This window comes from Bradyrhizobium sp., from assembly GCF_049512235.1.
Lineage (GTDB): Bacteria > Pseudomonadota > Alphaproteobacteria > Rhizobiales > Xanthobacteraceae > Bradyrhizobium.
Map to the genome: position 1 here is coordinate 1 of NZ_JBEKXH010000061.1, position 21,190 is coordinate 21,190.

The 21,190-nt window shown below is 64.3% G+C and carries 17 protein-coding genes and 1 pseudogene; all 18 read right to left on the reverse strand.

Annotation, left to right across the window (positions count from 1 at the left end):
- A partial coding sequence (locus ABSG20_RS08330; RefSeq protein ID WP_423864020.1) for an eCIS core domain-containing protein occupies positions 1-854 on the reverse strand: 854 nt, incomplete at its 3' end.
- A gap of 47 nt (positions 855-901) precedes the next feature.
- On the reverse strand, positions 902-3,388 hold the full coding sequence (locus ABSG20_RS08335) for a DUF6519 domain-containing protein (protein WP_423864021.1): 2,487 nt from the start codon (positions 3,386-3,388) through the stop codon (positions 902-904).
- Positions 3,389-3,400: 12 nt separating this feature from the next.
- Positions 3,401-5,659 carry a hypothetical protein gene (locus tag ABSG20_RS08340; RefSeq protein ID WP_423864022.1) on the reverse strand — a complete coding sequence of 753 codons (2,259 nt, stop codon included), beginning with the start codon at positions 5,657-5,659 and terminating at the stop codon, positions 3,401-3,403.
- Positions 5,656-9,624, reverse strand: a complete 3,969-nt coding sequence (locus tag ABSG20_RS08345; RefSeq protein WP_423864023.1) for a putative baseplate assembly protein — start codon at positions 9,622-9,624, stop codon at positions 5,656-5,658. Before ABSG20_RS08345 ends, ABSG20_RS08340 begins: the two co-directional genes overlap by 4 nt.
- Positions 9,621-12,077, reverse strand: coding sequence for a putative baseplate assembly protein (locus ABSG20_RS08350; protein ID WP_423864024.1), 2,457 nt, complete (start codon positions 12,075-12,077; stop codon positions 9,621-9,623). Before ABSG20_RS08350 ends, ABSG20_RS08345 begins: the two co-directional genes overlap by 4 nt.
- On the reverse strand, positions 12,077-12,436 hold the full coding sequence (locus ABSG20_RS08355) for a GPW/gp25 family protein (RefSeq protein WP_423864025.1): 360 nt from the start codon (positions 12,434-12,436) through the stop codon (positions 12,077-12,079). Before ABSG20_RS08355 ends, ABSG20_RS08350 begins: the two co-directional genes overlap by 1 nt.
- Before the next feature lie 7 nt (positions 12,437-12,443).
- Positions 12,444-12,767 (reverse strand): hypothetical protein, encoded by a 324-nt coding sequence (locus tag ABSG20_RS08360; protein WP_423864026.1) that lies wholly within the window; start codon positions 12,765-12,767, stop codon positions 12,444-12,446.
- 8 nt (positions 12,768-12,775) lie between these two features.
- Positions 12,776-13,291 carry a phage baseplate assembly protein V gene (locus tag ABSG20_RS08365; protein WP_423864027.1) on the reverse strand — a complete coding sequence of 172 codons (516 nt, stop codon included), beginning with the start codon at positions 13,289-13,291 and terminating at the stop codon, positions 12,776-12,778.
- Positions 13,288-14,418, reverse strand: coding sequence for a hypothetical protein (locus tag ABSG20_RS08370; protein ID WP_423864028.1), 1,131 nt, complete (start codon positions 14,416-14,418; stop codon positions 13,288-13,290). Before ABSG20_RS08370 ends, ABSG20_RS08365 begins: the two co-directional genes overlap by 4 nt.
- On the reverse strand, positions 14,408-14,773 hold the full coding sequence (locus ABSG20_RS08375) for a LysM peptidoglycan-binding domain-containing protein (protein ID WP_423864029.1): 366 nt from the start codon (positions 14,771-14,773) through the stop codon (positions 14,408-14,410). Before ABSG20_RS08375 ends, ABSG20_RS08370 begins: the two co-directional genes overlap by 11 nt.
- Positions 14,770-15,429 (reverse strand): hypothetical protein, encoded by a 660-nt coding sequence (locus ABSG20_RS08380; protein ID WP_423864030.1) that lies wholly within the window; start codon positions 15,427-15,429, stop codon positions 14,770-14,772. Before ABSG20_RS08380 ends, ABSG20_RS08375 begins: the two co-directional genes overlap by 4 nt.
- Entirely contained in the window at positions 15,426-15,743 is a 318-nt protein-coding gene (locus ABSG20_RS08385; RefSeq protein WP_423864031.1) for a hypothetical protein, read from the reverse strand. Before ABSG20_RS08385 ends, ABSG20_RS08380 begins: the two co-directional genes overlap by 4 nt.
- Positions 15,744-15,782: 39 nt before the next feature.
- Positions 15,783-17,720 carry an ATP-binding protein gene (locus ABSG20_RS08390; protein WP_423864032.1) on the reverse strand — a complete coding sequence of 646 codons (1,938 nt, stop codon included), beginning with the start codon at positions 17,718-17,720 and terminating at the stop codon, positions 15,783-15,785.
- On the reverse strand, positions 17,717-18,970 hold the full coding sequence (locus ABSG20_RS08395; protein WP_423864033.1) for a Pvc16 family protein: 1,254 nt from the start codon (positions 18,968-18,970) through the stop codon (positions 17,717-17,719). Before ABSG20_RS08395 ends, ABSG20_RS08390 begins: the two co-directional genes overlap by 4 nt.
- Positions 18,967-19,722 carry a hypothetical protein gene (locus tag ABSG20_RS08400; RefSeq protein ID WP_423864034.1) on the reverse strand — a complete coding sequence of 252 codons (756 nt, stop codon included), beginning with the start codon at positions 19,720-19,722 and terminating at the stop codon, positions 18,967-18,969. Before ABSG20_RS08400 ends, ABSG20_RS08395 begins: the two co-directional genes overlap by 4 nt.
- Positions 19,719-20,456, reverse strand: a complete 738-nt coding sequence (locus ABSG20_RS08405; RefSeq protein WP_423864035.1) for a T4 family baseplate hub assembly chaperone — start codon at positions 20,454-20,456, stop codon at positions 19,719-19,721. Before ABSG20_RS08405 ends, ABSG20_RS08400 begins: the two co-directional genes overlap by 4 nt.
- A 15-nt stretch (positions 20,457-20,471) precedes the next feature.
- Positions 20,472-20,996 (reverse strand): phage tail protein, encoded by a 525-nt coding sequence (locus ABSG20_RS08410; protein ID WP_423864036.1) that lies wholly within the window; start codon positions 20,994-20,996, stop codon positions 20,472-20,474.
- A gap of 10 nt (positions 20,997-21,006) precedes the next feature.
- Positions 21,007-21,190, reverse strand: a pseudogene (locus tag ABSG20_RS08415) (phage tail sheath family protein); the annotation flags it as partial.

Sequence of the window (21,190 nt, forward strand, 5' to 3'; positions counted from 1 at the left end):
GGTGTCGCGCCCAGATCGCTGCGAAACTTGCTGGGGGTCAGCCGCATCAGCGAGAGGCCCGTCGCCGGCCGCGTGGTGCCGGATTCCGGATCGGCCGCGTTGTTCCCCGGCGTCTCGACGATCGATGTCGTGTCGGGTACTTCGTGTCCGCGCTGCTGGACGACATGGGCGAGCTCGTGTGCGAGTATCTTCAGTCCGTCGGGGGAGGCCGGATCGTGCCGGCGAGGATCGAGGACCACGTCGGCGCCCACGGTGTAGCCGAGCGCGTTCACGGCCCGCGCCGAGTCCGCCGCCTTCGCGTCGCTGTGCAGGCGAACCTTGCTGAAGTCGGTCGCGAAGCGATGTTCCATGAAATCGCGTGTTCGGGGATCGAGCGACTGGCCGGGCGATCGCAGCACGTCGTGGACAATGGGGGGGGCCCGTGCTCCAACCTCCGTCTCGCTCCCACGGGAGGATAGCGAAGCGCGCTCCAAGGCGCCCTTCTCCTTGCACTCTTCACACTCGCCGCCGGCGCCCGCTGACTTCCCGCAATCGCACTTGCGCTGCACCCCCGGCAACACGCTCATTCTTGACAGCGACCATTGCGGCCTAGCCCTTCCGCCCGTCATCACCTCGACCGCCGCCCGATCTGCCTCGCGCTCGAATGCGTCGTCCGGATCGCCAATGCGCAGCGCGCTCGCGGCGGGCATCGCGTTTTTCGCCCCGTCTGCCTTTCCCGACGCCCTGGTCTCCGCCTGTTGGCGCGGGTCGCGCCTGTTTGCGGCGTGATCGAACTGCGGTCGCGGCGGCGCGTCAGCAAGCGAGGCCTGCGAACCGGCATTCACCGATGGTTTGATCCGCCTTTGCTCAAACATGGCGATACTCGTTTTCCCCTGCGGCGGCGTAACTCCCGCCCAAACGCTTATGTCAGTTTCTGAGACGTGATGTCGAAGCTGTTCGACTTGGAACTGTTAATATACGTGGCGGTCACTTTGACCGTGACGGTAGGCGTATTGTTCGCCAAAGCCTTTGGAACCATCGCGAACGCTGGCGAAGTCGTTTGCCCGGCCGACACCGTCACCGAGCTCGGCGGGGTCGCTGTCGCGAAGCCAGAGTTGTCATAGGCCAAGGCGACGACGGCGCCGCCCGCCGGGGCTGGACCGCTCAAAGTGACGGAGCAGCTAACGGACGCTTTTCCGTCTGCAAGCAGCGAGGTTGGATTGAGGTTGATACTCGCCACGCTTAGCACCTGATTGATGGTCAAATCTCCGACCGCCTGGCCGTTCTCATAGGCCGCGGTGACGCGCAGCGTGACGGACTGATCGCCCGCGGGAACCGAAGTCCCCGTCACGGCGAACGTATTGCTGGTCTGCCCGGCCGCAACCGTGACGCTCCCGGGCACGGTCGCGACCGTCACGCCGGTCAGCACGCTGCCATTGGCGCCGAGCGCTTGCGTGGTCAGCGCGACTACGGCGCCGCCCGTCGGCGCCGGACCGTTCAGCGTCACCGTTCCGGTCGAAGTCTGACCGGCGAAGATCGGTGACGGAAGATTGGTGAACACCACGTTATCGGGCGTCACCGGCAGGAACAGCCAGAACCAGAATTCGAAATCGCCGCCGCGCTTGCCGTCGCCGCTCGGGAGATTCAAGCTGATGCGTTTGGAGCCGTCCGCATCGGTTCGGGCGCTCCCGAAGGCCTCGCCGTCGAGATAGGTTGTGGGATCGTTCAAACCCCAGATCAGGTCGCCCTTGAGCACGAGACGCAGGCGCACGCGCGCGTCACCCTGTTGGCGCCGCATCGCCGACAAAACGTCAAGCAGCAGCCGCATCAAGACGAACGGATTGTTGAGCGTCCAGGTAATCGAGGTTCCCGTCACGCTGATCTGCCCGGGAAGCAGCAGCCGGGAATAGCCAAGATTGAGAAACGGACTCGAGCCCAGACCAACCGTGTTGTCCATCAGCGGATAGGGCGTCTCCGCCTCGACGAAGCAGCTGGTCGGGCGCGCCGAGACCGGATCAATCGGCGCGTCGCAGCCGACCACGAGCGCCAAGGCGCGTATTCCGATCAAAACGTCGCTGTCGTTGAGCAGCACGGTGTTCGCTGGCGCGAGCTGCACGCCGGTGACGTGGATCGCCTTGACTTGACTGGTCATAATTTGCGTGAGCGGCGGGAAGGTGGGCAGACAGGTTGCGGCGATCGACCACACATTGCCGCTGAGATTGACGACCGCCAGCTTGCAGTAGTGGCGCTTGATCCCTTTGGGCGGGAGCGCGATCGGCTGCCCGGAGGTATTCGTCGGCCAATCGACGCTGCTGGGGGTCAGCGTTCGCGCCGGGATCAGCCAGTAGTCCCCGGTGGTAAATGTGCCTGGCGAGAACTGCACCTGGACGCCGTTTTCGAGATTGAGCCATGTGCCAGCGGTCAGCGGCACACGACCGGCGGAGTCCCAACGGCGAATTTTCGCGGGGAATTTGAAGCCCGTGACGGCGCCCGTTGCTTGGCTCGGGTCGATCGTCAGCATGGTTCCGCTCACGCCCGTCAAGGGTGCCAGGACGCCCGGCTTAAAACTCAGTTCGTTGGCGTCGCTGACAAGTTCGATCCATTGCCCGGGCGCGAAGCCCTGCGCATCGTCCGGGCCGTTGTTCGAGATCGTGAGCTGTTCGTTGCTCGCGCCCGCCTGCGCGGTCCAACTCGCCACCACCGAACCGTTGTCGCGCGACCATTTGAAGGTTGGATTGGCGCTGCTGGGATCATGAATCTCGACGCGATAAAGCTGATTTTGCAGGCTGCTGTAGCCGCCAGCCGCCGCGATCCCGCACGGTGACGATGGCGGCGTCGGCACGACTTGCGCGGCAAGCGTCCCTGAACTCGGTGCGATCAGCGCGTCCCAATTCGGCTCGGGCGTCGCGCAGGTCACGTTGGTCCCGGTCGCGGCGACGTTCAGGAGATTGACCTGCCAGACCGTCTTGACGCGCGAGCAGGTGTCGGGTCCACCGAGGGCGACCTCGCGAATATCGGCATCGTCGAGCGCGGTGAGATGGCGCAGCCAGACCTCGAGATAGGCGATGTACACGCCGGCCGCGGTCGGCAGCGTAAAGCCCGGCAGATCGGGCTGCGCGTTGATCAGCACATCCTGTTCATTCTCGCACAACAGGCCGTTGACATAGGCCCGCCCCTTGCTGATGTTGATATTGGCGCCGCCGCTGGTTGCTGTCAGCGTAAAGCCGGCGTCGCCGATCGGCGCACCGGAGGCGCCGATGACGTCGACGGCTTCGGCTTCGACGCGAAAGGCTGCGATCTCGTTCTGCTCGTTCCAGTCGGCGTCGAGGTCGACGCGGCCCTGCTGTTTGATCACGCCGTGATAGTGCTTCTCGCGTCCGAAGGTCAGGCGGCTCACATCGGCTTTCATGGCGCAAATCCCTTACGTTACGTTGAAGCTGCCCGCCTCGAGACCAAAGCGCAGATATTCGCCGAGCGCGGTGGACAGGTTGGCCGAGCGCTGCGGCTGATAGAGCAGGTTGAAAGCTCCCATCTCGGATCCGTTGTCGGCACCGGCCGCGATCTCGCTGGCGCAGTTTGCCGCAAGCTGAGCGAAGCCCGGCTGTCCGAAGTTCGTCGAGGTGAATTGCGGGATCAGCCGATTTCTGGTCGCGATTTGCGCCGCGGGGTCGGTCACGCCCGCAAGCGCGAGATCGGGCTGGCAATGATAGCGCGGCGCCGTGATCGAATTCGGCGGCGCGTAGCAGAAGCGCATGCAGCCGCTCTGCTGGCGCGCGATCGTGACAATTCCGGCGAAGACCGAATCGCCTGCGCTGAGAAGCTCCGCCGAAATCGTTCCGAACACCGTGCTGGTCTGCAGAGTCAAGTTCGACGCCGGCGCCGTGATCGCGGCGGCGGTCGTGGATGACGCCGGGCCGCTCGCCACGATGCTGTCGGTCAGGGACAGCGAAGGCGTGGTCGCGCTCAAGGCGATGGGACCGCAGATCGCGCGATATAGACTGATCGCCGGCGCGGCGCCGGCTGCGACGTTCAGTCCGCCGCTCGGCGCGATGGTCGCCTGCGACAGGCTGAGGACGGCGAGTGCGCCGGCTTCTATGGTCACGCCGCCTTCGATCAGCAGTCCATCGATGAAGCATTGGCCGGCGTTGACGCTGTTCGCCGGTGCGCTGCCCTGGATCGCAATGGCCGCGCGCAGATGCGGCCGCAGAATGTTGAAGGATAGCTCGAGGCTCGCCGGCGACGACTGCGATTTGCGCAAGGCCGGCCAGTCCGCCGCGACGATCAAGAGGCTGCGGCCTTCGGCAAGATTGATCGCCGTGAGGGTCTCCTGATAGGTCCGGTTGTCGCAAATGGCGATGACGCCGTCGCTCTTAGTCGTCTGCGCGTTCCACGCCCTGATGGCCGCATCGAGCGTTGCAAAGGCGTTCGGCCCGGTGGCGGTGAATTCTTTGCTGACGCCGACCTGCCAGCGCGCGGCATCGTTCAAAGGCTGGGGTCTGGTCAGCGGGTTTGAAAGCCAGGCGCTGCGGTCATAGACGCCCGCGCCGAGGCCGGCGGAAAATCCATAGAGGTAGGAAACCTCAACAGAGACAGGCGCAACGCCGGGCGGAAAGGCGATCCTGCCGAGAACGGGGTCGACGGACAGCGCGATCGGCAGGTTGATCGCGGCGCCCCCCAAGGCCGGCTGATAGGCCTTGGTCGCGGCGGGTCTGCGCCAGTCGCTTGCGACGGCACCTGGTGGCGGCGGCGGGACGTCCTCCATGTCGCAGATTGCGATCTGCTCTGATGGAACCACGGCGTTGTTGACGAGAACCTGGAACACGGGATTGGTGCCGAAATAGACCGGGGCGGGCGCGGCGGCACCATTGGCCTTGGCCTGGCGCAACGCTTCGAGTTCTTCATAGAGCGGCCGCCGGCGCAGCAGTCCGGGCACATTCACCTCGCTGGCGAGCCGCGTCGTGGCGGTATTGGTCTGGGGAAGGTTGAACAAAGGCGCGTCCGCGCCCAACGGGTCGAACGTGTAGCGGCCGTCCGGCGCCGCGGCCACCGCGCGTGCGTCGCTCTGCAATTCGGCCTGCGTCGGGTCCAATGAGATCGGGCCGACGCGATAGGCTTGCAACCGCCAGAAAAACACCCCGATATTGACGATGTTGTAGCGCCCGCGCCCGGCGGCTATCGAGCGCACGTCGACCGTGTGGGCGGTGGTTTCGAAAGGCCCGCCGAGTAGCTCCAAGGAGTCAGCGTCGCGCAGATCCGCCGTGGCCAGATTTTGCGCGCGCAGATGATTGAGATATTGGCAGGTGTCGAGCAGCTGGAAATATTCCACGACGCGGGCCGGCCAGCCGGTCACGTCGTGCGCCAGCAGCTCGAGCATCGCTGCCGTGCCTTTGCTCTGCCGGTAACTCAAGGTGTGGGCGACATAGGCCTTGGCGCTGAATGCGCCGCCGGCGCCATTGATCGGCCGGACGTCGAGCAGATCGCCGATATAGGGAACGACCCATGGGTCGCAGGTTTCGATGAACCAGTCCTCATACAAAGCTGCGATGTTCTGTTCGATCGCATCAACCTCGCTCTCGATCAGGCCGAGCAGCGCGCGCAGCGGTTCGGACTGCGCGGAGTCGCGAATGCGATAGACCGCGGGCAAGAGGCCGTATAGACGATCCGAGGGTCCGTTGCTCATGACGCCATCTCCGTCATGGTCACGCCCAACGGGTTGAGCAACAGGAGCTGCGCCGGCTGAATGGTGCCGTTCGCCCAGCGCGCCGCGGATGCAGGAATAAAGGCCGCAGCCTCGGTCTGGCTGGGACCGCTGCGGTCGTTGCTGAGATAGAGCTGCGTCAGGTTGACGGCGATGACGCCCGGCGTCGATTGGATCAGGGTGGTGATTTCAGCGGATGTCACGGGCTGGGCGAAGGCGCGGGTTGCGAAGGAAAAGGCCGCGGCAAGCGCTTGCAGGACTTGGGCGCGCACCAGCGCGGGCTGGTAGAGCGGTTGATCGATCAGGATGGCCGCGGTGAGATTGAAGGTCAGCGGCTGATGGGAGCCGAGCATCACCAATTGGACGGGATCGTGCGCGAGCAAAATCGCTTGGGTGAGTTGGGCGAACAGCGGCGAGGACGGATCCACCGCGGAGCCGTCGGCGCCGGCGATCGTCACATGCGCCAGGCGCTTTTGGCCGTTCCACATCGCCACCGCCTGCGCCTTGCCGATACCGGCGAAGCTGCGCGCGAAGTTTTCGTAATCCTGAAGCGAGACGATACGATCGAGTGTGAGCACGGTGAGCGGGGCATTGACGCGCGCCTCAGTGATGTCTTGCGGATCGGCGCCGCCGCTGGCGGCCAGCGGATTGGTGACAGCCCGCAGCCCGGGCGGCCGCGACTGCAGCATCGAGATCGTGCCGGCGCCGACATTGCCGACCAGTCCCATGCCGGTACGATAGGTCGCGCGCACATTCTGTCCGCCGGTCGGCAGCCGCGCGGCGGGATCGCCGAAGGTCACCGACGGCGTCCCGTCATCGGCGAGGCGGACGATATATTGCTGGTCTTGCGGCGAGAGGCCGAACAGCGTCGGCGCCTCCTGCCAGGCCAGATCGTTGACGCGGATCTGCAGGCTGGACTGCGCGCCCGAAGGCGTCGACGCCGAGACATAGGTCAAAGGCGGGCGTTTCAGTGTAAAAGTCTGGTTGGTCTGCGAGGCGTCGCCGCTGCCGAGCGCCTCGCTGACGCTGGCGCCGTGCGTCGCCAGCGCGACATTGGCGCTGATCGTGACGCTTGTGCGCAGATAGCTGTTCTGCAGGCCGGGTGGCGCGAATTGAAGGCAGGTGAAGCCGCCGATATGATCGATTCCGGTGAGGATCAGAATTTCATTCGCTGGGACGGATTTTGCGTCCGCGCGCAGGCCGCTCAGGGCGACCGCCTGGCCGGCCTGCAGGCCGAGCGTCATGCTGTCGAGCATGATTTCGCTGGTGCCGGCGGCAATATCGTCTGCGATCGGCAGACCGGTGAGCGCGAGAGGCTCGGTCTGCAGATAGGCCTTGGTGGTGCGTACCGGATAGGGCAACAGGCTGCCGTCGCCGAGATCCTCGGGGCCGCCCCAGCCTGGCCCCCACCATGCATGCATCCAATGTCCGAGTGCGCCGGTTGCGAAAATATCGAGACGATTGGGGCCCCAGGAAACCGCTGAGGGAAAATCGATCAGATTGCCGCTGCCGCCAAGATCTTCGGTCCCCCAACCGCCGTCCCACCAGAAATGTCGGAGCGTGCCAAGCGCGCTCAGCACGAAAATATCCAGGCGGTTCGCTGCCCAGGCCACGGCCGAAGGGGAGCCCGTGAGTTGACTGCCACCCAGGCTCTCCAGATCGTGCCAACCATCCTGGCTGTCCCACCACCAGTGAGTGAGGCCGCCTGCGTTTGTGATCGCGAAGACGTCAATGCGGTCATTGGACCAGCACACGGCGGATGGCGAGCCGATCAGTTCCGCGCTGCCCCTGTGTTCCGGGCCATTCCAATTGCTGCCGTCCCACCACCAGTGCATCAGGCCGCCGGGATTGGCGGCGTCGCTTGCGATGGCAAACACGTCGATCAGGTTTTGATCGCGGCTGACCGCGCAAGGCGATCCGACCAGCGACGACCCGCCGCGGCCTTCCGGACCATTCCAACGACTGCCGTCCCACCACCAATGGGCGAGGTCGGCGGCGCTCGTGGTCGCGAAAACGTCGAGCCGGTTCGTGGCCCAGGAGACGGCGGCAGGCGCGCCGACCAGCGAATTGCCGCCCAGATTTTCCGCGCCGCTCCATGGGCCGCCATTCCACCACCAATGGATCAGGGCGCCGTTTTGCGTGATCGCAAAGACGTCGATGCGGTCATGCGACCAGCTCACCGCCGCAGGTGAGCCTCGCAAGTCTGTGCCGCCGAGGTTTTCCGGTCCAAACCAGCCACTGCCATCCCACCAGCGGTGGTAAAGTGCGCCATCCAGGCCGATCGCAAAGCCGTCCAGGAGATTGGTATCGCGAGAGACCGCCGAAGGCGCGTTCAGTCCAGTGCCTTTGGCGCTTGGAAGCTTCAATTCGAGCCCGGTGGCCTTGCCGCTCATGCCATAATCGGCGAGCGTTTCGTCAATTGTGCCGGTAATCTCGAATGCGGTCGCCTGGACCCCGTGGGCTTCCAGCAATATCCAGCCATTCGCCGTCACCTGCGGGAATTGCCGCTCCAGATAGACGTCGGCATTTTGAAAGGGCTGGCCCTGGGAGTCGCTCCAGATCAACCGGCCAGCGCCCGAATTGGCGGTGTCCCAATCCATTGGATAGGCGTCGCCGCGTTGCGCCTTGGTCGGATCCGGCAGGCTCAGCCACTTCGGCGCATTGGCGCCAAAGAAGGCCGCGGTGGCGCGGAACGCATAGACGCCTGCGATCGGATCTTGCGCGCTGGTTGGATTGTTGACGAGTTGCTCCAGATCGCCACCGTCCCAGCCATTGATCTGCAGGAACGCCTGCAGATCGCTCTCGCTGATGGCGACCTCGCGGATATAGGTGTCGACGTTCGCTTGGTTGAACGGGATTTGACCGAGCTGCGGCTGTTCCTGTGGCAAGGACGCGGCGCCGAACTGCGGGGTGGACCCGCTGGCATCAAAGGCCACGCGCGTCCGGTTGAACGCGGATTGCGCCTCGACTTCGAGAACGACGTAGGACTGCGCTTGCGTGGCGGCGCTGCTGTTCACGCCGACCAGCAGCAGCCGGTCGCCGACGTTGAGTTTGGTTGCGGTTCCCTGCAGGTAGAATTGCTTGATCGCGAGCGCAGGCAGGCCGTTCGGCGGCGGCGAACCCCGATTCCTTCGCCGCGAGCGCGCCGGCTGCAGGTTTTGAAACTGCAATGCCAAATGGCTTGGTGGATTGACGAGATAGATCTGCGCCGGGTCGAGCAGCGTGTAAGTTCCGGCGGCGAAGGCGGCGCTGTCAGCCAAAAGATAGACCCCGCCGTTGAACAATGCGATGTCCGGAGTCCACTGCGAACGGGGCGCGAGTGCGTTCCAATCGACGCTGGCCTGAAAGTCGGCCGAGGTCTCGAAGGGCTGGGGCAGATTGCCGGGCGACGGCGAACTCTGCACTTGGGTTCCCGCTGGCAAATCGACCAGGCCGCCATTGTAAAGCGAGGCGCCGGGGCCGGCCGTGACCGGCGCGCCGGATCCTGGCGCCGCCGCAGTGGCTGCCGCAGCTGCGATCTCCTGCACGGTGAACTGCAGATAGACGCTGGCGGCTACGCCGGGACTGAGCTCATAGCCAACAGCGCGCGCGAGCTCCAGCACCGAACGGCGTTCGGTCGCCGTGCGCAAATAGCCTTCGTTGGCGATGCGTTCCTGATAAAAGGTGAGAATGTCGGCCACCACGGCGAAGGCGTCCAGCAAGGCGATGGCGGGATCGCTCGGCAGCCGCGTGGTCAGCGCCGACAGCGGACGCGCGCCTTGATTGGGGCCGTCCGGAATCTGCGCCGAGCCGAGCCCGTCCACCAGCCGCTGCAGGAAAATGTCATAGGTCGCGAGCCGGAAAGCGATCGCGCTCTGACCTGGAGCATTGGAGATCGCCGCAAGTGACGGCTCGCCTGCGCAGCAGCCGCACGTGCTCAGCGGAAGTTGATTGGCGCCCGTGCTCATAGCCCGCCTTTCAGGATGAATTGGATCTTGCCGTTTTCGGGCCGGCTCGGATCATTATCGAGCCGGGCGATCTCGAGCGGCGCCATGGCGATCAGCCCTGCCGCCGCCTCGCCGTTCGGCTTCTGTCCCAATCTCGTGAAGTGATTTGGCGACGCACCGACATCATTGGTGTCGACCCACATGACGCCCGGCGTCTGCATGGCGGCGGCCACGATCTGGCTGATGTAAACGCGCTGGCCGAAGGTGAAATTGCCCGGATAAAAGAAGCCGGTGCGGTTGCCCGGCAACAGCCGGTTGCTGAAGGTCTGGGCGAGCGCGGTTTGGATGTCGCTGCGAAAATAGCCGGCCCCGATGCAGACGGTGAAGGCAATGTCCAGCGAGACGAAGCTGGGCGCTTCAATTTCGAGATCGTATCCGGCGAGACGAAATTGTTCGAGGTAGTTGCGGATCTGGGTGCGGAAGAGGTCGTTCACCGCCTGACCGGCGGTGCGCTCCACTGTCACGAACATCGTATGCCAGCTGCCGGTCCAGCGCAGCGTGGCCTGCGCCTTCTGTACTTGCGGATGCCGTTGCGCGACCTCGGCGTAATCGGCTGCCGTCACGGCCCGCTGTTGAATCCGAAATGCCTGCGGCGCGAAATTCCTGGTCTCGTCGAGACTCTCCGGATCCACGCCGCCTTGCGCGGGCAGGGGATTGCGGAGTTGGGCGACGCCGGCGAGCGGCGCGGTGGGCGTTGAGATGATATAGGCGAGCGCGTCGGCACCGATATTACCGGCCGCGCCGTTGCCGGTGCTGTAGGTCGCCACCAAGCCACTCGGGGGCGGCGCCGCGCCGAGCGAACCGTCGCCGAAGCGCAGGACGGCGATGCCGTTATCGTCGGTCTCCACCACGAAATCGAGCGCCGTGGGACTGCTCTCAAGCAAATCGCGTTGCGGACTCCAGTTTCCGGCGCTGCCGCTCAGCGAGACTTGCGGCACGGCTTTGGTCGGGTCCTGGATCAGCAAGCCGGCGACAGGCAGCTTGCGCGCTGCGGCGTCGTCGTAAGCCACGGCGATCGAGACGTTCGGATTGTTCAATCGCGGCCGATAGGGTCCGCTGCCGGACGCGCCGGGCAGGGTTTCCTGAGGCTGCCTCAGCGCCTGCTCGGCCAGCACAAGATTGCCGCGCGCGACGCTGACATCCGCGATCGGAGGGCTTCCAGGGGTGATGGCAGCGATCGACAGGCACAATGGAAAGGGCAGCGCGTCGGCGGGATCCCAGGCGATCTCGACGAGTTTTTGCGAGGTCAAAGGATCGGTCTTGTGCAAGGGCGCGCCGAGCAGTCGAACCACATGCCGATGCGCGGGGTTGGCATCCGCCGCAAGACCCGTGGCCGTGCCTTTGATTTCCTCAAACAGCAAGAGATCGCCCGCTGACAGCGGCAGATCACCGGTCGGCAGATCCTCAAGCGTGGCTGCGGTCGCCCCGCGCGGCAGGCAACACTGACTGTCGCTCCAGGTGAAGAAGCTGATCTGGTTGAGCGCGTCGTGCGCCGTGAGATCGGCGAGGGTGCGGAAGGCGAGGGCGCCCTGGTTCACCAGGGCCTGCATCTGGCTCTGCGGAACGACCCCTGGCGGCGGGGTTTGCGGCGTCGCGACGACCCCGGTCAAAAGCTGCGTGCCCTTGGGCGCCAGCACGCTGGCGCCTCCGGCGATGTCGAGAAACGCAAAGCAGCGCGCGTTGCAGCCGTCGTGCATGGAGTAATCAAGCAGGCGGGCGTGCCTGCGCACCGATATGCGGCGGCGCGCGGTTCCAAGATAGGCCTCGGTTGCGACGGCGTCCTGATAGTAGCTGAGCTGATCTCCGGCATAGGCGAGCAATTCGACCAGCGCCACGCCGAGATCGGCGGGATTGCGCTCCTGCCACCCCGGCGTCGTCACCGCCATGCGGTCGAACATCAATTGACGGAAGCTGCCATAGTCCTTGGCGAGATAATTGATGTTCAGCGGCGTCACCGGCTGCGGCGGGCAGGTCGTGATCGGCGCGCAGTCGAAATCGCTCGGACAATTCGCCTTGAAGGAAAAAGCCACCGACGAAAACACGGGATCGAATCCGGATGGTGGATCCTGATCGGTCGGGCTGGCTGCGAGGCGTAGCGTGTAGGTCGAAAAGTCACCCGCGGCGCTGACCGTCAGCGTCAGGACATTGAGCGCGACCACCAGGGAGTTCGGCACCACATTGATGCCGGTTATTCTTTCCCCGCCCTCGATGATGATGTTATTTGCGGTCAGACCGGGCGCGGGCGCCGGCGGGACCGGGTTCGGCGTTCCCGGAAGATCGAACAGGAAATGGATGTGCAACACCAATTGCCCGGGATCCACTTCGAGAAAATCGATCCCGTTCAGGCCCGGCGCGGCCTGAGCCAGCAGCAGCTGGCGGCGTTGCTTGCTCTTGCAAAAATATTGCGTCGCCATCAGGAGACTTCCTGCGTGAATTGCGCGAGCTGCGGCTGCTGCTGGCCTTTGACGAGATATTGGACGAGAATCTGCAGCGTGCTGTCGCTGTTCGTCACTTGCAGGCCCTGCAACTGGATGCGATCGCCAAGCGTCTGCTGCAGCGCGGCCTGCAATGTAAATTGCAGCGCCGCGGCGAGTTCGTTGCTGTTCGGCTGAAACACGGTCTGCAGCAGACCAGAGCCGAAATCCGGCCGGTTGACCCGTTCGCCCGGATTGGTGAACAGCAACTGCTCGATCAAATCCCTGATATGATCGTCATCCGAGGCGCTCGCCGTTCTGCCGGCGGCGTCGAAATGAAATGGGAAGCTGATGTTCATCGTCGCCTCACATGGCCGTGACCCTGACCTGCGTCGCCGCGATGATCAGCGGCGTTGCGGTGGGCGTGCAGAGCGCCTGGCTGTCGAGCAGCAACAGCGGCACGCCTTCGGCGAAAACCCGCGTCGATCCGATCAGCCATTGTGCCGTGAGGCAGGGGCCGTTCGCCACCGGTGGCGGCGGCATGGCGCAGCCGGCGATCACATAGGGCGCGGCGATGGTCGTGACCGGCTGCGCGCTGACGGCGACGCGCGGCTGAACCGCGGTCGGTTGCGCCTGTCCGCCGTGCGAGCACAATACGGTAGCGCCCAGATGCAGAACGAAACCCGGCATGGCTGTCCTCACACGATCGTCAGAGCGCCGGCGTTGATGGTGACCGACGGCCCCATCATCTCGATGGTCGCGCCCTGTCCGTTTGAGAGGGTGATGCCGAGTTCGTTGATCAGAATCATCGCCCCCGTCGCTGTCGTGAGCATGATGCCGCCGGTCGGACCTGGCGCGTCGCTGATCAGGAGCCCGTTCTGCAACGCGGTCTGCATGACGATGCCGGGCACTGCGGGAACCAACAGATGCGAGAGCGCCGGCACTTCCGCCGCCGAGCCCCAATAGACGCCGACCCAAACGGGGTAGTCGATGTCGCCGTGCTCGAATTCCACCCACACCCCTGAGCCGATGATCGGTAGACCGAACATGCCCATTTGCAGGCCGCCGACCGGGAATGCGGGAAGCGCCCAGCTGCTCAGCGCGAATCCCGACACATCAGGCGCCATGACCTGGATGCGGCCGCGTTGTTCGGGATCGATGTTGTTGACGACAGTGCCGCGATATTTCCCGTAGAATTTCTTGGCGTCACTCATGGCGAAACCTCCGGCACCGTGGATAGAAGCCCGTTGCGCGCCAGCATGAAGCTTTGTTTGAATTCGCCGCGCTTGATCTCGCTCTTGACGCTCTTCACATAATAGAGGCCGTCGAAGGGCGAGCCCGCGCCGCGCACGCCGACGAGGCCGCGTGCTTCGAGGACGGCGCCGTAGCGCAGCACGTCCAGCGTTCCCTGCGCCGTCACGGCGTCGGCTTTCCTTGCCGCCTCGGCCATGCCGAGAAGCACCGCCTGTATCGGCGATAGATTCGCGGTGTTCTCGAGGATCGGGAACTGTTTCGGAATCGGCGGAATGGCCCCGAGCGGCGGACTTAAGGGCGTGACGTCGGGTATCGGAATGAGGATCGGAACGTTGGTATATTGCTCCTGAATGTAGACAAAGGGCAGCGTGCCGGCGTCGGCGTTGAAGGAGAAACTCATGCTCTCGACATTGGTCTGGGCGTCCATGTCGATATTGAGCGCGGATTGCGGGACGCCGACTTTCACGTCGGGGCCCCAATAGGCGATGCTGGTTCCCGGCGCCGGCCCCGCTTTGTTGAAGAATGTGTAGCCGACGTCGCTGGCCAGTTTGCGCACATAGTTGAAATCGGTGCCTTGCTGCAGCGGAATCCGATCGATCGGGATCGGCACGTCGAGCATGATGCTGGGAATGATGACGGGGATCACGCCGAACACCGCATATTTGGCCAGGATGATCAGGACGCGCGCCTCGGGCGGCATCGCCGGATAGGGGATGCCGGTGAAGTCGATGTAATCCATGAGCTTGGTCAGGTCTTCGCCGATGATGGTGAGGGTCGGGCTCTCGCCGGCAGTTCCCGGCGACATCTGATGATTGACCATGACGCCATCGATGAGGACGATCTGATTGGCGTTCATCGTCACATAGAGCACGACCCGCACCAGCGGAATTGGCGCGCCGCCGCCGAGCAGAAACAGCGTCAGGAGCGGCGAATTCTTGTTGATCTTGAAGTTCAACGTGAAGCCGCTCGGACCCTCGCTGTTCGACCGGACTTCGACGCTGGTGAGCGCGTCGAGCACGTCCTGCGACACCGCAATGGGCTCCGCCGGTCCGATCATCACCGTCAGATTGATGCCGCTAACCAGCATTCTGTACCCCTGCGATGCCCTGCGGGAGGCAGATCCGCAAAACCGTTCCGACGGTCGCCGTCGCTTGCCAGGGCCGCAGCACGCCGTTGGCGTCGCACAGCCGCCAGAACAAGGTCGGATCGCCAAGATAGCGCGCCGCGCAGATGTCGAGACGGTCGCCCTGGGTGACCGTGTATTGAGCGACCTCGGCCAGTTGTGCCGGCTGAGGGACGAAGCGCCGCAACAGATAAGCGACCTGAAGTCCGCCGCCCGTGGTGTAGGTGGCCGTTGGCGTCGCCTGGTAGCGGCTGTTCGATGCAAACAGGCTCGGCTGGACGCCGGCGAACTGCAGCAGCGCCTGTGCAACGTTGCTCATGGCGCGCCGCCAAGGCCGAGGTCGCCGAACGCGCCGCCTTGATTGGCGGCCGAAAAGCGCTCCTTCTGCTGCTGGTAGACCATGTAGAGTTGGCCGCCTTTGTCGCTGAAGCCGAGATCGTCGACGCTGAGCACCCGCATCGAGATGCTGACTTTGGCGCGAATGGGATTGAGCGAGGTGTCGAAGGCTTCCTCGGTGATGCTGAAATCAGTGATGCGCACCGGGACGACGCGGCTGCGACTCCAGACGAACAGCGTGAGCGGCGCCTCCATCGGGGCTATTTCGAGGGTTCCTGCTTGCGCCAGGGAATTGGAGTTCAAAAGCTGCGCGCTGCTGGGATAAATAATGGTTTCGAGCGCCGCCAGAAGCGGATTGATGCCGAACTGTGCCGCGACCTGATTTTGATCGGGAAATTCCAGCTGATCGGTGGCGTCGATCTCGGCGTCGAACTTGAAGGTCTCGACCGCCGGCCCTTTCAGCCGCAAGGCCTCCGACCGGTCCTTATGCCCGGTTTCGACGCTCTGGATCTGCAACGAACGCGTCAGCGCGTCCGGGTTGTATTGCAGCGTAATGATGCGTTGCACCGCGCCGGTGGTCGGATCGAGCAGCACGATCCCGCATTTCAAAAGCCGGGGAGAGCCGGGGAAGTCGCTCATCCTGTGCGCACTCCGCGGTGAAAGCCGGATTTGGCGGCGCCGAAGCCATTCGCGGCCGATCGCGACAGGCCGCGGTGCAGGCCGCGCGCCAGCGCTGCGCCGATGGTATTTGGGGGGGCGCCGGGGGCGGACTTGATGGCTGCGCAGGAAAGCCGCGCGACGGCGATGCTCTTGTCGCCAAGCCACGACAGATCCTGCGCGGCGAACTGACGTTCAAGCTCCGCCTGCAAGGCGTCGCCGACGCGATGCCGATCCCGGCTTGCAAAACCGTGCAGCGCCAACTCTTCGATGTGCAGTTCAAGTCTTCGCGCCATTGTTCTTCCTTCCTTGTCAGCTGTTCCGGCGGCTCGGCTTCACACCCAACCGGCGGTCTCCGCATCGGTGAGTGGCTTTTCGATTTTGAGGAATTCCTGCCGCGCGGCGCAAAGCAGATGCGACATGCCGACGTGCTGGTCCTGATCGGCGGCCAGAAATGCGGCGCCCATGGCGATGTTGCGGATATTTCCGCCAGCGACATGCAGTTGCGCTAGTCGATGGAAACTCAGATTTTCAGTGGGCGTGGCCTTCGGGAACGCTCGGCGCCAGATGTCGGCGCGTTCAGCCGGCTGCGGGAACGGAAATTCGACGACGAAGCGCAGGCGTCGCAGGAAGGCCTGATCCAGCGCGCTCTTGCGGTTGGTGGTCAGGATCGCGAGCCCGCGATAGGCCTCCATGCGTTGCAGCAGGTAGCTGACCTCGATGTTGGCGTAGCGATCATGGCTGTCTTTCACATCGGTGCGTTTGCCGAACAAGGCGTCCGCTTCGTCGAACAACAGCACGGCCGCGCCTTCTTCCGCGGCGTCGAAGATGCTGCGCAGGTTTTTTTCGGTTTCGCCGATGTATTTGCTGACCACCTGGCTCAAGTCGATGCGAAACAGATCGAGACGCAGCGCGTTGGCCAGCACTTCAGCCGCCATGGTCTTGCCCGTTCCGCTCGGACCGGCAAACAGCGCGCTGACGCCGAGGCCGCGGGCGCCTTTGGCCTGGAAGCCCCAATCGCCATACACCTTTTGTCGTCGTCTGACATGGATCAGAATGTGACGCAGGATTTCCTTCTGCTTGGCCGGTAAGATCAGGTCGTCCCAATCGGTGACGGCCTCGATGCGAGAGGCGAGACGCCCCAGGCGCAGCCGCGATTGCGCCCGACAGGCGTCCCACAAATGTTCGATCGGCGCCGACCCCTCTGCCGATGCGCTGACGGCGCATGCCACCGCCGAAATGACGGCCGCAGGTCCGAGCGCGAAGCTGCCGGCGAGCCTTTCCGCCTCGCTTTGCAACGCGGGCAGCGTCTTCTCCAGGGCGGTCCGCCACAAGACCGCCCTTTCGGAAGCCGACGCCGAAGGCGCATCAAACTGGATGACCTGCCGTTCTGTTGCGCGATGGATCCCCGGTTGTGCGAGCACCAGCGGACCGCGTATCCTGTCGACGATGCGTCCGGCCAGATCTGTTCGCGGTGCGTCCAACCGTTCGGCGTCATCGCATTCCACCAGCAATGCGCCGCCGCCGAGCGCCTCTTCACGCTCAAAGCGCCGGCACAGGTTTTCGAGTTCCGCGGGCGCATTCGGAATATCCGCGGCGGCCAGCGTATAGAGCCGAAGGTTGAGCATCGCTGCTGCGCAGGCAGCGATCGTGCGCCGCGTCTCGTCGTCGGCGCCCGCTAGCGCGACCGCGGGCGGCGAGCTGTTTGGGGCATCAGCCCACAGACGGGCGATCTTTTCGGCAATCAGCCGGTGCGAGGGCGCCACATTTTCAGGCGCAGACATCACCCTCGCATGACGCGAAAGCACCGGGTCGAACACCGGGACGCCCGCGAGATAATGCAGGACTGTCTCATCGATCGTCAGTCTTCGGCCTGTCAGCGTCGGACCGTTGCCGAGCTCGACGAGGGTCCAATGCCGTAATGGGCCATCAGGAGAAAGCGCGCTCCAATGCGCGCCATCGAACGCCGACAGCGCGAAGCCGAAACTCGGCACAGGCGCGCCCGCGCCGCCAAGCAGCTCCGCAAAGCGCGAGTCGAGCTCGACGCCAGCGCACATCAAGAGAATGTTGCGCTCGAAAGTCGACAGACCGAAGGCGTTGCAGAGTTGATCGAGCGCGGGGCTCGTAGCGGGATGCTGCTGGCTCGCCTCGGAACGGAGCGCTACGACCTTGTCCTGCAAACAATGCTCGATTGTCTCGCGCAGCGTCGCGATCTCTCCTGCGAGATTTCTCCGATTGGTCTCCCGCCAGGATGCGAAGGCCTGATCGTTCATGACGGCACCACCAGCGTGGGGCCGATGAAGGCGCCGCCGGAGAAGCTGAGTGGGCTTTCCGCCCCGTCGATCTGGACGCGAACCAGGTAGGTGCCCGGGGGAACTGGCGCGGGCAGGCCAGCGCTGGTGATGCCGGCGCCGATGTTGATCACAACCGACGCCGCGTCCGCCGCTGCCACGACTGGCGGCGAGGTAAAGCTCGCCGATGGCGCCGCCGGCATGTTGTTGAGCAGCAACACGGCGCGCTGTCCGGCACCGATATTCGGCACCAGCTGCAGCGTCACATTCGTTCCGCCCTGCGTGGTCGGGGCCGCAACGGCCGCGGCGCTGGTGATCGTCGGCCGCAGCAGGAGGGGCGCGACGTTCGACTCGAAACCGCGATGCGGCGCAAGCGGCACGCCCATCGCCATTTTCTGGATGACTTGCAGGCCTTTCAAGCCCGCGCGAATGCCGGCGGGCAGCAGCGCCGGCAGCAGGATTTGGGCAGGGGTCACCGAAGAAGGCGCGAGTTCCTGACCGTCGATAAGAATGAGCACCTGGTCGCCGCTCAACTGGCTGCCTTCGATTTTCAACGCGGAACTTGCGAGCACGGGTTGGTCGGCGCCGGCCTGTGACACCACGCGATCGATGTGCGGCGCGCGAAACGGCGTGAGGTAAAGGTTGCGCGCTTCTGCCGGCGGCGCCGCGCGCGGCGTCTCCTCGTCGCTGTTGAGCAGCACGACGGACGCCTGATAGACCGCGGAGAGCGAATATTCGACCTGGAAAAACGCCGACCAGAGTTTGGAAAATTCTTCGAGATTGAGCATGGTCGGCGTGAACCGGATGTTTTCCGGTTGATTGGCTAGGTCGGACGTAGCCAGGAAATCGCTGTGCTGGGTGAGAGCGCTGGCGATGTTCTGCTGCGACAATAGCGGCTGCGCATGCAGTTTGGTCGCCACCGCTCCAAGCAGGCGCTGCGGCTCCAGTTTGGAGTCATCGCCATGGAAGGTGAAGAGATAATGCAGATCCAGCGCCGCTTGCGGCCTGACCACGAGCGTTCCGTCGGCGCGGCGCATCGGCAAGTCCGCATTGCGATAAGCGGCGTTCGGCGTCACCTGATAAAGATAGACGTTGACCTGCGGCGTCTGGTTGTCCGTGCTGTCGGGCCGACCGAAGGCGATCTTGGCGTTGGTCACGGTTTTCTGGATGATCGGCGTCAGCATCTGCTCCAGACCGGCCGTCACCGTGGCGATGGCAAGAGAATTGCTCACCGCCGACCCTCCGCGCGCTGCTTGAGGTAATCGTCGAGCGACAATCCGCGGTTTTCCTGTTTACGGGATGCCGCGCGCGCGGCAGGCGGCGAGGCGGCCTCTGCACGCACGTCGATGCGCCCGATGGTGATGCGCACGATTTGGGGCGTCTCGCCGCCTGCCGCTGGCGGGCGCAAACCGCGCTGGGCTCGACGGGGCAACGGCCGCGGAGCCGCAATCAAGCCGTGGGAAGCGTCCGGCCCCGGCTCCGGAAGGGTCTTGGGCGCGGGTATGGCCTTCGGCGCGGGCGGTGGCGCCATCATTCGCCCGCTCGTTAGCGACGCAGGGCGCGGCGGCATGTCGTCGAAGTTGGCTGGCGACGCCGTCGCCCGCGTGGGCGAGGCGTCGCCAGTGATGATCTCCTGGCGTGTGGCTGTGGCGTCGATCGAAATCATGGCGGGGACCACGGGTTCCCCCCTTGGCGGGCGCGGCCGCATTCGTTGCAAGCCATGGTCGTGAGGCTGAACGTCTTCAAGCGCCGTCTCCTCGATCGGCGCGACAACTCCGTCGTCAGGCTCGCGCTCTGGTGTTTTTGGCGTGGCGGCGGTTACGACGGAGGCTTTGCCTGGACCGGGATCGCGCGCGGCAAGTGCGCCAAGATAACCGTCCGATCCGGTCGAGGAGACCGCAGCGAAGGCCGGGGCGATCACGGGCTGGACGACCGGCGTGACGCCCAAGGCTCTGCCGGCCAGGCGGGCGAGGAAGTCGCTCATGACAGCGCAAGCTCCAGATATTTGCCGCGCCGCGCCGCGCTCATCGACAATATCTCGGCTTCCGACCAGCCATAGGCACGCGCGAGCGCATCGACTTCGAACAGCAATCGCTTGCACAGCGCGGAGAGCTTGCTCCATAGGAAATCTTCGATCGCCAGCAATTGCTGCATCATCTTTCCGCACGCCGGGCACTGCAGATCGACCATGGACTCCGCACGCGGGTCGCTCTGCGCAAGGTGCGCCGAAATTTCCGCAACGGCCTCGTCAGGTAAGTCGGCCGGATCGACGGCGATGCCGTCGCGTGAGGCGCCCACGACCGAACGTTCCGCCAGAAGCCGCCGCGCCCGCGCTGGATCCGAGCATGCCGAGGCAGCGCTGAGATCGAGACTGTTCAAATGGCGCAGCCGCAGCGCGACGCCGCGAACGGAAAATTCCAATGACCCGCTGTCTTGGTCCGCCGCCGGCCGCGATGCCTTGCATTCGAGCACGCTAAGCTCGTATTCGAGTCGCTCGCCGCAGCCGGGACATTCCGCAAAGGCCTCAAGCTTTGGTCCAAACAGATTTTCGTAGACGTCGAGCAATCGCGCGTCGCGCTCGCCGATGCCGAGCGCAGCCAGCCGCTCGCTCGGGTCGTGGCAACAGGCGGAAAGCACGGCGAGCGCCCGCCCCATCGAATCCAGCCCGGCGCCGCTATCCCATAGCGTCAGCAAATCCATCGCGGAGAGCGGCGGCATGGGCTTTGTCTCCGATCATGAAGCCGGTGTGAAGCTCGGCTCGGTCGGCTCCGTGACCGAAAGATCGCGCTCCCAGCCTTCGTTCTCCAGTTTGATGTGCTGGATCGCCACGGCATTGGCGTTTGCGTCCAGATCGGGCATGGCCTGATATTCCGAAACCCAGCAGCGGTAGATCTTATAGGCGATGACCGTCTGTCCGGCTTCGTTGCAAAGTTCGATCAGAATGTCCTTGCGGAAATTGGCGAGCGACACTTCGGAACCGAGGCCCGCGCCGAAATTCCAGACCCGCGACGCCCATTGTTCGAAGGCCGGATCATGCGTCACGCCTCGTTCCAGGGTGACGGCGTCAAATTCCGTTCGGCCCGGAGATTTGCGGCTGCTGCTTGGATCGGCGCCCTCGCGGTGCTTGACCACTTCCGTGGTTCGCTTGAGCATGCTGACTTTGCTCACGCCGGCGACATATTTGCCGTCCCATTTGACGCGGAATTTGAAGTTCTTATACGGATCGAATCGCTGCGCATTGACGCTGAACTGGGCCATGCGGTCCTCCTCACTGATTGGCCTGCGCCGCCATCTGCTGAATCTGGATGACGACGAATTCGGCCGGCTTCAGCGGCGCAAAGCCGACCAGAATATTCACGATGCCGTTGTTCTGATCGGTCGGAGTGGTGGTTTCGCTGTCGCATTTCACGAAATAAGCCTGTTGCGGCGAGGAGCCCTGAAATGCGCCCTGA

Bases quoted from the DNA above. Each gene is read 5' to 3' on its own strand.
- ABSG20_RS08385 (WP_423864031.1), bottom strand. From the start codon at position 15,743: ATGGCGCGAAGACTTGAACTGCACATCGAAGAGTTGGCGCTGCACGGT.
- ABSG20_RS08380 (WP_423864030.1), bottom strand. From the start codon at position 15,429: ATGAGCGACTTCCCCGGCTCTCCCCGGCTTTTGAAATGCGGGATCGTG.
- ABSG20_RS08370 (WP_423864028.1), bottom strand. From the start codon at position 14,418: ATGCTGGTTAGCGGCATCAATCTGACGGTGATGATCGGACCGGCGGAG.
- ABSG20_RS08405 (WP_423864035.1), bottom strand. From the start codon at position 20,456: ATGCCGCCGCTCTCCGCGATGGATTTGCTGACGCTATGGGATAGCGGC.
- ABSG20_RS08340 (WP_423864022.1), bottom strand. From the start codon at position 5,659: ATGAGCAACGGACCCTCGGATCGTCTATACGGCCTCTTGCCCGCGGTC.
- ABSG20_RS08410 (WP_423864036.1), bottom strand. From the start codon at position 20,996: ATGGCCCAGTTCAGCGTCAATGCGCAGCGATTCGATCCGTATAAGAAC.
- ABSG20_RS08355 (WP_423864025.1), bottom strand. From the start codon at position 12,436: ATGAACATCAGCTTCCCATTTCATTTCGACGCCGCCGGCAGAACGGCG.
- ABSG20_RS08390 (WP_423864032.1), bottom strand. From the start codon at position 17,720: ATGAACGATCAGGCCTTCGCATCCTGGCGGGAGACCAATCGGAGAAAT.
- ABSG20_RS08335 (WP_423864021.1), bottom strand. From the start codon at position 3,388: ATGAAAGCCGATGTGAGCCGCCTGACCTTCGGACGCGAGAAGCACTAT.
- ABSG20_RS08350 (WP_423864024.1), bottom strand. From the start codon at position 12,077: ATGGCGACGCAATATTTTTGCAAGAGCAAGCAACGCCGCCAGCTGCTG.
- ABSG20_RS08345 (WP_423864023.1), bottom strand. From the start codon at position 9,624: ATGAGCACGGGCGCCAATCAACTTCCGCTGAGCACGTGCGGCTGCTGC.
- ABSG20_RS08400 (WP_423864034.1), bottom strand. From the start codon at position 19,722: ATGAGCGACTTCCTCGCCCGCCTGGCCGGCAGAGCCTTGGGCGTCACG.
- ABSG20_RS08375 (WP_423864029.1), bottom strand. From the start codon at position 14,773: ATGAGCAACGTTGCACAGGCGCTGCTGCAGTTCGCCGGCGTCCAGCCG.
- ABSG20_RS08365 (WP_423864027.1), bottom strand. From the start codon at position 13,291: ATGAGTGACGCCAAGAAATTCTACGGGAAATATCGCGGCACTGTCGTC.
- ABSG20_RS08360 (WP_423864026.1), bottom strand. From the start codon at position 12,767: ATGCCGGGTTTCGTTCTGCATCTGGGCGCTACCGTATTGTGCTCGCAC.